We start from the raw sequence: 11,617 nt of genomic DNA on the forward strand, positions 1-11,617 counted from the left end.
CCATGTCAGGCAATCCGGCAACACAAGACCGCAGCATCGACCTCGACGGGCTGAGCCCGGTCGAAACGGTGGGCAAGGCAGTGAGCAAGGCGATCGATCCGTTTGGGGCGACCACCTCGCTGCTCAACGCGCAGATGGCGTGGCTGATGCATCCGCAGGAGCTGACGCGCGCGGTCAATGCGCTCTCCGCCGACCTGCTCGCGCTGCAGGCGCACGTCGCCCGGCGGGCGCTCGGCATTCCGTCCGAGGACGTGATCCGGCCGAACGCCGACGACGCCCGCTTCACTGCGCCGGTGTGGACCGATTCGGCGTCCTGGGACATCGTCAAGGAGTGGTACCTCGCCTTCACCCACCGTCTGCAGGACATGCTCTTCGAAACCCCGGGTATGTCGGACAAGGAGCGGCGGCGGGCGGCGTTCTGGTCGCGCAAGTGGCTGAACATGGTGGCGCCGACCAATTTCTTCTGGACCAACCCGGCCGCCCTCGAACGCGCCGTCGCCACCCAGGGCGAGAGCCTGCGCCGCGGCTGGGCCAACTTCCAGCGCGACGTCAAGGCGAAGAACATCCAGATGGTCGAGCCCGACGCCTTCACCGTTGGCAAGGACCTGGCGACGACGCCGGGCAAGGTGGTCTTCCGCAACCGTCTGGTCGAACTGATCCACTACACGCCGACCACCGAGCAGGTGCGGGCGATGCCCATCGTCATCGTCACGCCGTGGATCAACAAGTTCTACATCCTCGACCTCAACGCGAAGAAGAGCCTGGTCAAGTACCTGACCGACCAGGGCTTCTCGGTCTTCATTACCAGCTGGAAGAACCCGGATGCCGAAATGCGCGACGTCCGTTTCGACGACTATCTGCTCGAAGGCGTCAATGAAGTGGTGCGCGTCGCCAGTGAGTTCTGCAAGGTGCCGCAGGTGCACCTGGTCGGCTACTGCATCGGCGGTACCCTGGTCAGCACCTACATGGCCTGGGCCAACAAGCGCTTCGCCGCAGAGCAGATGCCGGTTGCCCACTGGACGCTGTTCACCACGCTGACCGACTTCTCGCACCCCGGCGACATCGACGTCTTCATCGACGACGCCTGCGTCGCTGCGCTGGAAGAGAAGATGGCCAAGCGCGGCTACCTCGACGGTGCCGAAATGGCGACCTCGTTCCGCCTGCTGCGCTCGAACAGCCTGGTCTGGCAGTACTGGGTCAGCAGCTACCTGCTCGGCGAAGCTCTGCCGCCGTTTGACGTACTGTTTTGGAACGTCGATGCGACGCGCATGCCGGCGGCGATGCATTCCTATTACCTGCGCGAGATGTACCTCAACAACAACCTGATCAAGCGCGACAAGCTGAGCATTGCCGGCGAGCCGATCGACCTCGACCGCATCGTCCAGCCGCTCTACGCGGTGACTGCCGAGGACGACCACATCGCGCCGTGGAAGCAGTGCTACCGCATCCGCAAGTACGTCAACGTCAAGGCGCCGGTGCGCTTCGTGCTCTCCACCTCCGGGCACATCCTCGGCATCGTCAATCCGCCGGTCAGTCCGCCCAAGCGCGCCTACTGGATCGCCGAGCCCGAGCGCAACGAGCACTGGGAACACTGGCTTGAGCGCGCCGACAAGAAGCCCGGCACCTGGTGGGAGGACTGGACGGCCTGGCTCGGCGAACGCAGCGGCGAGCTGGTCGACGCCTACCCGGCAGCCAACCGCAAGTTCCCGGCGCTGGCTGACGCGCCCGGTACCTACGTCCTCGAGAAATGACGGCGCTGGCGCACATGGCTGGTGGCGCGGACGCCGGCGAAGACCTGCGGCGCATCGTACGCATCAACGAGGAGGTCAAGGCTGTCGTCGCCGTCGCCTTCCGCATCAACCTGATGGCGCTCAATGCCATCTTCCTGGCCAAGCGCGCCGGCATCAATGCGCGCGGCTTCGGCGTCCTCTCCAACGAGCTGCGCGTCTTCTCGCAGGACCTGCGCACGCAGATGCAGGCGCTGACCGCGCACATCCACGCCTGCGTGCGCGATGTCTCGGTCGTCCTCCAGGACATCCGCAACACCCGGCTGTTGCGTACCGCCGTCGCCGGCGTGCCGGCGCAGCGCCTGGACGACCTGGTACGCCGCCGCGAGCGCGCCAACGCCGAACACCAGCTGCACCTGGCGACGCTGCGCCAGCAGTTGCGGCGGGCGCTCGAAGACGCCTTCCAGCTGGTCGAGCTGGGCGGCGTGCTGGCCAAGTCGGCGAAGATCGAGGCAGCTTACGGGCAGGGCTTTGCCGCGGCGCTGACCCAGGTTTCCGGCGAATTCGACGGCGTCGTCGAGGAAATACGCAATTCGCTGCAGGCGCTGCAGCGTTCGGATTTTTTCAAGAACAATTAAATTGAGCGAGGCGGGGGCGGGGTGAAGAAGACCAGTACCATTTATCAGGACGGCGACCACAAGTGGGTCGCCATCGTCCGTGACCCGGAGCGGCCGGGGCATCTGATCGACACCAACGAATACCTGGTCAGCCATGGCGGCCAGGGCATGCTACTCGACCCCGGTGGCGCCGAAATCTTTCCCGCCGTCTTCTCGGCGCTCGCCGGCGAATTCAATCCTTCCGCGCTGACCGCCATCTTTGCCTCGCACCAGGACCCCGACATCTGTTCGTCGCTGGCGCTCTGGCTGGAATTCAACCCCGGCATGCGCTGCTACGTCAGCTGGCTGTGGGCTGGCTTCATCCCGCACTTCGGCGGCGCGCCGGAAACCTTCGTGCCGATTCCCGACGCCGGCATGGAGATTGCCCTCGGCGGCCTGCCGCTGCAGGCGGTACCGGCGCATTACCTGCATTCCTCCGGCAACTTCCACCTCTACGACCGCAAGGCGAAAATCCTCTTCTCCGGCGACGTCGGTGCGGCGCTCCTGCCGGCCGGCCAGGATGGCCTGTTCGTCGACGATTTCGACGCCCACATCCGCCACGCCGAGGCCTTCCACCAGCGCTGGATGGGCTCCAACGAAGCCAAGCGCCGCTGGTGCGAACGCGTCGCCGGGCTCGACATCGATTTTCTCTGTCCCCAGCACGGCGCCATCTACCGCGGCGCCGACGTGCAGCGTTTCATCCACTGGTTCGATGCCTTGCCGGTTGGGGTGATCGGCGGCTGAGGCCGGGCGCCCGTTTGGCGCCGGCGCGGCGGCAGGCGCGGTGACGCCTTTCCCCTCCCGGGAGTATGATGAAGTCAATGTCTGCCTCAGGCATGGCGGCCGTCCGGGCCGCTCGCCACGGGGTTTGGCGAAGCGCCGGGCGGCAGGTTGGCGACCCGGTAAACGACGGATGGGGGACGATGAGCGCAATCAGCCAAAATGTCGTATTCGATGCCGCCTGGTGGCGCACGCTCGTCCGGGCCGGGCTGGTCTGCGCGGTCTATTTCGTCGCCGGCTGGCTGGGGCTGAAGCTGCCCTATTTCGATTCACACATCACGCTCATCTGGTTGCCCACCGGGATCGCCGTTGCTGCGCTGCTGCGCTGGGGAAACGCGATGTGGCCGGGAATTGCGCTGGCCGCCTTCCTGGTCAACTTGGCGATCGGCGCTCCGCCATCGCTGGCCGCGGCCACCGCCGTCGGCAACACGCTGGCACCGTGGTTTGCTGCCAGCTGGTTGCGGCGGGTCGGCTTCAATCTGTCGTTCAGCCGTCAGGTCGACGTCATCAACTTCATCGCCGCCAGCAGTTGCGGCATGCTCATTTCGGCCACCGGTGGCGTCATCTCTCTCTACCTCGCGGGTGAGGTGAGTGGTGACGCCATCGGCATCGCCTGGCTAACCTGGTGGGTCGGCGATACCGTCGGCGTACTGCTGGCCGGTCCGCTGCTGCTGCCGCTGACCTGGGAAAACCTCGCCCGGCTCGGCGGCAAGAAGCGCAGCCTGGCGCTCTGGTTCGTGATCGCCGGCATCGTCGCCTGGCTGGCCTTCGTCATGAACTACGGGGAGGCCGGCTTGCGCCTGCCGATCGCCTTTCTGACGCTGCCACTGTTTGCCTGGGCGGCGCTACATTTCGGCGTGCTGGCGGCGGCCGTCGCCTGTCTGGGCTTTGCCATGGTCGCCGCCTGGAGCGCCTCAGCTGGCGTCGGCGCCTTCCATTTCGGCGATGGCCAGCTCGGCCTGATCCTGCTCTGGAGCTACATCGCCACCACCCAGCTCACCGGCCTTTCGCTCTCCGCCCTGAAAACCGAGCGCGACCACGCCGAGGGGGTGCTGTTCAAGAGCGAAGCACGCCTGCGCCTGATGACCGAGAGCGTCAAGGACTACTCGATCATCATGCTCGATCCGGAAGGGCGCATTGCCACCTGGAACGAAGGCTCGAAACATCTGGAAGGCTACGCGGCCAGCGAAATCATCGGCCAGCCGATCGCCGTTTTCTATCCACCGGAAGACGTGCGCCAGGGCAAGCCGGAGCGGCTGCTGGCGCTCGCGGTCGCCGAGGGGCGGGCCGAGGATAGTGGCTGGCGGCTACGCAAGGACGGCAGCCGTTTCTTTGCCGAAATGGTCCTCACCGCCCTGCGCGCACCAGGTGGCGAATTACTTGGCTTCTCCAAGGTGACGCACGACATCAGCGAACGCAAGCGCGCCGAGGACGAGCAGCTACGCCTCGGGCGTGCCTTGCGCCTGCTCAGCGACTGCAACCTGATGCTCGCCCACGCCAGCGACGAACAGGCGCTGCTCAACGCGCTTTGCCGTCTCGTCGTCGACAAGGGCGGCTACCTGATGGCCTGGGTTGGCTTCGCCGAGGACGACGCGCGCAAGACCGTTCGCCCGGTCGCTCGCTCCGGTCATGAAGACCATTACCTGGAAAGCGTTTTCGTCTCCTGGGATGGCCAGTTGCCGGAAGGCCTGGGACCGACCGGCACGGCGATCCGCAGCGCTCGCACCTGTGTCAGTCAGAACGTTCTCGACAATCCGCGGATGGCGCCCTGGATCGAGGCGATCCGCCGCCGCGGCTACCGCGCCAGCATCGCGCTGCCGCTGATCTGCGAGCACCGGACGATCGGCGCGCTGACCATCTATTCCGCCGCCAGCGACGCCTTCCAGGCGGAAGAAGTCGGTTTGCTCGAGGAACTGGCGCGCAACCTCGCCTTCGGCATGGAGATGCTGCGCAGCCGGGTCGAACGCGACAGCGCGCAGGCGGCGACGCATGCCAAGAGCGTCTTCCTCGCCAACATGAGCCATGAAATCCGCACCCCGCTCAACGGCATCCTCGGCATGGTGCACCTGCTCCGCCGCGACGGCGTCAACGAAAAGCAGGCGGCCCGGCTCGACACCATCAACACCTCGGCCGATCACCTGCTCAGCGTGATCAACGACATCCTCGACCTGTCGAAGATCGAGGCCGGCAAGCTGACCCTGGAAAATACCGAGCTTGCCGTCGAGGCCTTGCTTGCCAACGTCGCCTCGATCGTCAGCGCCAAGGCGCAGGCCAAGGGCCTGAAATTCCTGCTCAACAGCGAAAAGCTGCCGCGCAAACTGCGCGGCGACCCGACCCGCCTGACCCAGGCCCTGCTCAACTATGCCAACAACGCCATCAAGTTCACCCAGGCCGGCCAGGTGACCCTGCATGCCGGCCGGCTGGCCGAAGACGAGAACTCGGTGCTGCTGCGCTTCGAAGTCGAGGATACCGGCATCGGCATTGCACCGGAGGCTTGCGCCCGCCTGTTCGACGCCTTCGAGCAGGCGGACAGCTCGACCACCCGGAAATACGGCGGGACCGGCCTCGGCCTCTCGATCACCCGGCGGCTGGCCGAGCTGATGGGCGGCGGTGCCGGTGTCAGCAGCACGCCGGGGCAGGGCAGCCGCTTCTGGTTCACCGCGCGGCTGCTCAAGGACCACAGCGCCGACAGCAGCGGCACCCAGCCGGCTAACGTCGCTGCCGAGAAGGTCATCGCCGAGCGCTACTCGGGCACGGCCATTCTGCTGGTCGAGGACGACCCGATCAACCAGGAAGTGGCGCAGGAACTCATCGCTACCAGCGGCCTGCACGTCGACACCGCCGACGATGGCGAGCAGGCGGTCGCCATGGCGCAGGCGAAGGACTACGCCCTGATCCTGATGGACATGCAGATGCCGCGCATGGACGGCCTGAGCGCAACGCGGGCGATCCGCCAGCTGCCCGGCCGGCAGACGACGCCGATCCTGGCGATGACCGCCAACGCCTTCAACGAAGACCGCGCCCGCTGCCTGGACGCCGGTATGAACGATTTCCTGGCCAAGCCAGTGGTGCCGGAAATCTTCTTTGCCACGCTGCTGCGCTGGCTGGAGAAATAGGTGCCCTTCAAGGCTGGGCAGATGCGCTTGCCGGTATGTCTGGTGGCGCTGCTCGGCTGCCTTCAGGCAGCCGCTTCGATGCCGGTCGATCTGTGCCGGCAATATCACTAAGAGAATCCGGAGTTATCCCGATGCCAAGGCAGCAAATGTCCGCCCCTGTTGCAGATGCCGCCCAAGCTGTTCAGTGGCCTCAAGCTGCTTGCCGCGTGTAATTACCACATCAATCAGGATGCCCGGTCCGGGCCGGCGGCAAGCGGTGCTTTCTTCTTTCGGGGCGAGCAGGTCGTTTCCGGTGTGCTGAGACGCGAACTGAGTAATCATGAAAGACAGTTCCTACGACCAGTTGGAGCAACTGGTGAATGCCTATTTTCATCAGGATTGGCCTGATGAGTACGAGGATGAGGCGTCGGTGCTTGCTGGGTTTGCGTCTGGCAACTGGTCGGATGACGTTCAGCAGACCATCGCCCAGATTGATCACTACCTTGCAGCGCATCCTGTTGGGTTGAGCAAGGCTTTCGTGGCTGACTTCAATCCGATGATCGTGATCGGTGCCGACGATGCGGAAGCCGCGCGGTGGCTGGTGTGGGCGCGCGACTATCTGATACAACACCTGTCCAGCGCCCCGGTACGCCAGGGATAACGACGCCGTCGCCCACCCTTTCGATGAGGATTGTCCGGACTGGCTGAGCCGGCGAATTTGACGCGCTGCGGCCAACTTGCTCCCCTCCCGGTTTTGATATTCATCAAGGTTCCCCTTGCGGTGCCCGGCGGAGAATGCCGGCGAACCCCAACTGGAGCCTGTGCATGAGCATTCGTGAATTCCTGATCGACGATCACCGTCATTGCGACGATTTCTTTGCCGCTGCCGAGCAGGCGGTCGAGCGCGGCGACGCGGCGGCTGCCGCGGCGGCCTTCGGCCAGTTCCGCGAGGCGCTGCTGCGCCACTTCGCCGCCGAGGAGCAGACGCTGTTCCCGGCCTTCGAGGCACGCACCGGCATGCGCATGGGGCCGACGCAAATGATGCGCATGGAGCACGAGCAGATGCGCGGGCTGGTTGAAGTTGCCGAAGAAGCGCTGGGCGGCGGCGACCTGGAGGAGTTCCTCGGCCAGGCGGAAAGCCTGCTGATCATGATGCAGCAGCACAACATGAAGGAAGAGAACGTCCTCTACCCGATGTGCGACCAGCAACTGGCCGGCGAGCCGGCGGTGCTGGAACGCCTGCAAAGCGAGCTGGCCTGATGGATATCCCCGCCGAACGCACGGTCGACGCACGCTACCTGGAGCCGCCGCAGCCCTTCGTCGACACCATGGAAATGCTGGCGACGCTCAAGCCGGGCGAGGAGATGCTGCTCCTCCTGTTCCGCGAGCCGCATCCACTCTACCGCGTGCTGCAGCAGAACGGCCACCGCTGGCGGACCGAACTGCGCGACGACGGCACCTTCGCCGTGCGCATCACCTGCTGAGGCAACCGTGGCCAGCGGCATGCTCTCCTTCGACCAGGTGCCGCCGCTGGCGGCGCCGTTGCGCTTCTTCGTCACGGCGCCGCTGTTCATCGCGCTCGCCGGGCTGCTCGCCGTGATCGACGGGCCGGCCATCCTGGCTTCGCGGTGGACGCCGGCGGCGCTCGCCGCCACCCATCTGCTCACCGTCGGCTTCATGCTGCAGGTGATGCTCGGCGCGCTGATCCAGGTCCTGCCAGTGGTCGCCGGCGCCGCCCTGGCGCGGCCGCTGCTGGTGGCGCGCGTCGTCCATCCGGCGATCAGCCTCGGCGCGCTGGCGTTGGCCGGTGGCTTCCTGTGGTCGGCGCCGGGCTGGCTGCACGTTGCCGGCACGCTGCTGGCGCTGGCCTTGCTGGTCTTCGTCGGTGCTGCCAGCAGCGCGTTGTTCCGGGTGCCGTCGACCAGTCCGAGCATCCGCGGGATCAAGCTGTCGCTGGTCGGGCTCGCCGTAGTCGGCGGCAGCGGCCTGTTCATGCTGCTGGCGCTGGCCGGCGGCTGGTCGGTGCCCTTGCTGGCGCTGGCCGATCTGCACGCCGCCTGGGGCCTCGCCGGCTGGGCCGGCGTGCTGTTGGCGGCCGTGGCCTACGTGGTGGTGCCGATGTTCCAATTGACGCCGGGTTACGCGGCGCGCCCGGCGTGGTGGTTCCCGGTCTGCCTGTTTGCCGTGCTGCTGTTCTGGAGCGCCGCGCTGGCGTTCGATGCCGAATGGCCGGCGCGGCTCGGCCGCTTGCTGCTCGCCGCCGGTGGCGCCGCCTTCGCGGTGCAGACCCTGCGCCTGCAGGCCAAGCGGCGGCGGGCGCGGCCCGATACCACCTTCCGTTACTGGCAGTTCGGCCTTTACGGCGCGCTGTCGGCGCTTGCCATGCTCGGCGCCGGCGCGCTGTTCCCGGCGCTCGCCGACGATCCGCGGTGGACGCCGGCTTTCGGCCTGGTGTTGCTGCTCGGCGCTTTCGTGCCGCTGATCGTCGGCATGCTGGCCAAGATCGTTCCCTTCCTGCTCTGGCTCGACCTGCAGAACCACGGCCTGGTCGGCAAGGCGCTGCCGCCGATGAACAAGCTGCTGCCCGAGGCGCCGATGCATCGCCAGTTCCAGGTTTTCGCCGCCGCCGCCGGGCTGGCGCTGCTGGCGGTGTTGCTGCCCGAGTGGCTGAGCCGGCCGGCCGGTCTGCTGCTGATCGCGGCTGCGGTCTGGCTCGCCGTCAACCTGCTGCGGGCGGCGTGGCGGCACGGCCGGCAGTTGCAACAGGCGCCGGCATGAATACCTACCTGTTGCTGCGTCACCTGCACATCACCTGCGTCGTTCTCAGCGGTGCCGGTTTCCTGATCCGGCTGGCGTGGATGGCGAGCGAGTCGCCGCGCTTGCGCCAGCGGCTGACGCGCACCTTGCCGCATGTGATCGACAGCGTGCTGCTCGGCAGCGCTTTGACCATGGCGGTGTGGAGCAGCCAGTACCCTTTCTCCCAGGGCTGGCTGACCGCCAAGCTGTGCGGTCTGCTCGCCTACATCGGACTGGGCACGATGGCCTTGAAGCGCGGCCGGACGCGCACCGCCCGCCTGTGCTACGGCGCGCTGGCGGTGCTCGCCTACGGCTATATCGTCGGCGTCGCGCTGACCCGCAATCCGTTCTGGCTATAACTTGCCGAGCTTGCGGTAGAGCGTGTTGCGGCTGATGCCGAGCTGGCGCGCCGCCGCCGAGACGTTGCCGTTGGCCTGGTCGAGCGCGCGCTGGGCGAGCTGGCGGCCGACTTCCTCGAGGCTGCCGACCGGGTTTTCCAGCGGCGCCGCCGCCCATTGCGCTTCGCCGACGGCAGGTGCCAGCGGCGCTTCGAACAGCTCTTCCGGCAGGTGCGATTCGTGCACCGTCGTCTCGTCGTCGTCGAGCAGGGCGATGGCGACGCGGATCACGTTGAACAGTTGGCGGATGTTGCCCGGCCAACTATAGCGTTCGATCACCTGCAGCGCGCCTTCGGTGAAGCGCACCGGGCCGCGCTCGCAGCTTTCGCTGGCGGCCAGTTTGGCCACCAGTTGGCGCAGGTCGCTGCGCTCGCGCAGCGGCGGCAGGGTCACGCTCATGCCGTTGAGACGGTAGTAGAGGTCCTCGCGGAAGCCGCCGCGGGCGACTTCCTCGCGCAGCTTGCGGTGGGTGGCGCAGACCAGCGAGATATCGACCTGGATCTCGCGCGTGCTGCCCAGCGGCGTCACCGCGCGTTCCTGCAGCACGCGCAGCAGGCGGGCCTGCATGTTCATCGGCATGTCGCCGATTTCGTCGAGGAAGAGGGTGCCGCCGTGCGCCTGCTGGATCTTGCCCGGCGCGCCTTCCTTGCGTGCGCCGGTGAAGGCGCCGCCCTGGTAGCCGAAGAGTTCGGATTCGATCAGGCTTTCCGGGATCGACGCGCAGTTGAGGGCGACGAAGGGGCCGTCGGCGCGCGGCCCGCTGTTGTGGAAGGCCTTGGCGAACATCTCCTTGCCGGCACCGGATTCGCCCTGGATCATGATCGGGATGTCGCGCCCGAGCAGGCGCCGGGCGCGGTCGATCGCCAGTTGCAGGCGGGCGTCGCCGGTGTTCAGGGTGTCGAGCGTCAGCACCTGCGGGCAGGGCGCTTCGCTGCGCCGGGCGGCGGCCGGCCGGCCGCCGCTGCCGCTGCCGCTGTCGGCGTCGTAGACGCGGCCGGCGGCGGACGGCGCGGGCAGGTTGCCGCGCAGTATCAGGTTGATCGTCCGGCCGTTCACCGTGATCGTGCTGTGGCCCTGGCTGTTCTGCCGCTGGCGGTCGATCAGCGTGCCCAGGTTGTGTTCGAAGACCATCGAGAAATCGCGCCGTACCGCGTCCACGCGGCGGATGCCGAGGATTTCCAGGCCGTTGTAGTTGATTGCCTTGACCTGACCGTCCGGGCTGACCGCCGCCTGGCCTTCCTTGGGGCTGCCCAGGTAGTCGGGACGGGAATGGAAACAAACGATGATGTCGCCGGCGTGCGCCGACTCGAACAGGCGCTTTTCCGCCAGCGCCGTGGACAAGCGGGCGAGGCCCAGGGTGTGGCGCTGCGTCGCCCGGTAGTCGCCGGAGATGTCGAGGACGCCGATCAGCGCGCCGTCCGGGCCGAAGATCGGGCTGGCGCAGCAGGTCAGGAAGCCGTTGTGTTCGAGGAAGTGCTCGGCACCCAGCACTTCCACCGCACGTTCCTCGGAGAGCGCGGTGCCGATCGCGTTGGTGCCGCGCTGGTTCTCGTCCCACGAGGCGCCGGGGGCGAGGGCGACGCGGTCGGCGCGGTCGACGAAGTCGGGGTCGCCGACGGTGTCGAGCAAGAGCCCGTTGGCGTCGGCCAGGATGACCATGCTGCCCGAGTCGCGGATCTGCTCATAGACATGTTCCATGATCGGCCGCACCTGTTGCAGCAGGTAGCGGTTGCGGTACTGCTCGCTCTTCAGGGCTACCCGGTCGAGCGACTCGACGCCGGGCAGCGCGTAATTCTCGGTCAGACCGAAGCGCCGGCAGCGTTCCCAGGAACGCAGGATCAGCGGATCGATCATTCCCGCCGGCAATTCGCCACGCTCGAAAAATGCCTGGCGCGCCTCGCGCAGGCGTGGGCCGTGCAGGCCGGCCACCACTTGTATCTGTCCCATCTTCTCTCTCCTCCGTCCCCGGCTCTGTTTTATCTGTTGTTGTTTCATAACGTAGCACCTGCCCATTTAAGGAGCAATTTTCTGTGCCACGACGCAATCGTTAAAGCTAGAAACGTGCCATGTTGTTTTCAGGGAAGTATTGCCCAGGCTGGCGGCAAAACTGGGGAAAGGCCGCATTTCCGGGTGACTGGCACAGGGCTTGCAGACAGTCCCGGCAC

The 11,617-nt window shown here is 66.6% G+C and carries 11 protein-coding genes; 9 read left to right on the forward strand and 2 right to left on the reverse strand.

The window, feature by feature from the left end:
• The first annotated feature begins 2 nt into the window (after positions 1-2).
• The 4 genes from ACE3OV_RS09130 to ACE3OV_RS09145 all read left to right on the forward strand — a co-directional run bounded on the left by ACE3OV_RS09130 (position 3) and on the right by ACE3OV_RS09145 (position 6,279).
• The gene (locus tag ACE3OV_RS09130) at positions 3-1,751 is read left to right on the forward strand and encodes a PHA/PHB synthase family protein (protein ID WP_374326695.1); all 1,749 of its coding nucleotides are present in this window, start codon (positions 3-5) and stop codon (positions 1,749-1,751) included.
• Positions 1,752-1,765: 14 nt separating this feature from the next.
• Positions 1,766-2,365, forward strand: a complete 600-nt coding sequence (locus tag ACE3OV_RS09135; protein WP_374326697.1) for a chemotaxis protein — start codon at positions 1,766-1,768, stop codon at positions 2,363-2,365.
• A gap of 21 nt (positions 2,366-2,386) precedes the next feature.
• The gene (locus ACE3OV_RS09140; RefSeq protein ID WP_374326698.1) at positions 2,387-3,127 is read left to right on the forward strand and encodes an MBL fold metallo-hydrolase; all 741 of its coding nucleotides are present in this window, start codon (positions 2,387-2,389) and stop codon (positions 3,125-3,127) included.
• A 179-nt stretch (positions 3,128-3,306) separates the two neighbouring features.
• On the forward strand, positions 3,307-6,279 hold the full coding sequence (locus ACE3OV_RS09145; protein ID WP_374326699.1) for an MASE1 domain-containing protein: 2,973 nt from the start codon (positions 3,307-3,309) through the stop codon (positions 6,277-6,279).
• Between the two features lie 123 nt (positions 6,280-6,402).
• On the opposite strand, the gene ACE3OV_RS09150 is transcribed toward ACE3OV_RS09145, so the two are convergent.
• Positions 6,403-6,600 carry a hypothetical protein gene (locus ACE3OV_RS09150; protein WP_374326701.1) on the reverse strand — a complete coding sequence of 66 codons (198 nt, stop codon included), beginning with the start codon at positions 6,598-6,600 and terminating at the stop codon, positions 6,403-6,405.
• Between ACE3OV_RS09150 and ACE3OV_RS09155 the strand changes: the two genes are divergently transcribed.
• The 5 genes from ACE3OV_RS09155 (at position 6,599) to ACE3OV_RS09175 (ending at position 9,413) form a co-directional block, all read left to right on the forward strand.
• A complete protein-coding gene (locus tag ACE3OV_RS09155) occupies positions 6,599-6,919 on the forward strand; it encodes a contact-dependent growth inhibition system immunity protein (protein WP_374326702.1) in 321 nt (106 codons plus the stop codon). The genes ACE3OV_RS09150 and ACE3OV_RS09155 overlap by 2 nt on opposite strands.
• Before the next feature lie 164 nt (positions 6,920-7,083).
• Entirely contained in the window at positions 7,084-7,518 is a 435-nt protein-coding gene (locus tag ACE3OV_RS09160; RefSeq protein WP_374326703.1) for a hemerythrin domain-containing protein, read from the forward strand.
• Complete coding sequence (locus tag ACE3OV_RS09165) at positions 7,518-7,742, forward strand: DUF2249 domain-containing protein (RefSeq protein WP_374326704.1); 225 nt, start codon at positions 7,518-7,520, stop codon at positions 7,740-7,742. Before ACE3OV_RS09160 ends, ACE3OV_RS09165 begins: the two co-directional genes overlap by 1 nt.
• Positions 7,743-7,749: 7 nt before the next feature.
• A complete protein-coding gene (locus tag ACE3OV_RS09170; protein WP_374326706.1) occupies positions 7,750-9,036 on the forward strand; it encodes a hypothetical protein in 1,287 nt (428 codons plus the stop codon).
• Positions 9,033-9,413: a SirB2 family protein gene (locus ACE3OV_RS09175; RefSeq protein ID WP_374326708.1), complete on the forward strand. Its 381-nt coding sequence runs from the start codon at positions 9,033-9,035 to the stop codon at positions 9,411-9,413. Before ACE3OV_RS09170 ends, ACE3OV_RS09175 begins: the two co-directional genes overlap by 4 nt.
• Here ACE3OV_RS09175 and ACE3OV_RS09180 read toward each other — a convergent pair.
• The gene (locus ACE3OV_RS09180) at positions 9,408-11,399 is read right to left on the reverse strand and encodes a sigma-54-dependent Fis family transcriptional regulator (protein ID WP_374326709.1); all 1,992 of its coding nucleotides are present in this window, start codon (positions 11,397-11,399) and stop codon (positions 9,408-9,410) included. The two genes, ACE3OV_RS09175 and ACE3OV_RS09180, sit on opposite strands and share 6 nt — an antisense overlap.
• Positions 11,400-11,617 lie beyond the last annotated feature (218 nt).

Source organism: Azonexus sp., from assembly GCF_041909095.1.
Taxonomy (GTDB): Bacteria; Pseudomonadota; Gammaproteobacteria; order Burkholderiales; family Rhodocyclaceae; genus Azonexus.

Bases quoted from the DNA above. Each gene is read 5' to 3' on its own strand.
- ACE3OV_RS09130 (WP_374326695.1), top strand. From the start codon at position 3: ATGTCAGGCAATCCGGCAACACAAGACCGCAGCATCGACCTCGACGGG.
- ACE3OV_RS09135 (WP_374326697.1), top strand. From the start codon at position 1,766: ATGGCTGGTGGCGCGGACGCCGGCGAAGACCTGCGGCGCATCGTACGC.
- ACE3OV_RS09145 (WP_374326699.1), top strand. From the start codon at position 3,307: ATGAGCGCAATCAGCCAAAATGTCGTATTCGATGCCGCCTGGTGGCGC.
- ACE3OV_RS09155 (WP_374326702.1), top strand. From the start codon at position 6,599: ATGAAAGACAGTTCCTACGACCAGTTGGAGCAACTGGTGAATGCCTAT.
- ACE3OV_RS09150 (WP_374326701.1), bottom strand. From the start codon at position 6,600: ATGATTACTCAGTTCGCGTCTCAGCACACCGGAAACGACCTGCTCGCC.
- ACE3OV_RS09160 (WP_374326703.1), top strand. From the start codon at position 7,084: ATGAGCATTCGTGAATTCCTGATCGACGATCACCGTCATTGCGACGAT.
- ACE3OV_RS09165 (WP_374326704.1), top strand. From the start codon at position 7,518: ATGGATATCCCCGCCGAACGCACGGTCGACGCACGCTACCTGGAGCCG.
- ACE3OV_RS09175 (WP_374326708.1), top strand. From the start codon at position 9,033: ATGAATACCTACCTGTTGCTGCGTCACCTGCACATCACCTGCGTCGTT.
- ACE3OV_RS09180 (WP_374326709.1), bottom strand. From the start codon at position 11,399: ATGGGACAGATACAAGTGGTGGCCGGCCTGCACGGCCCACGCCTGCGC.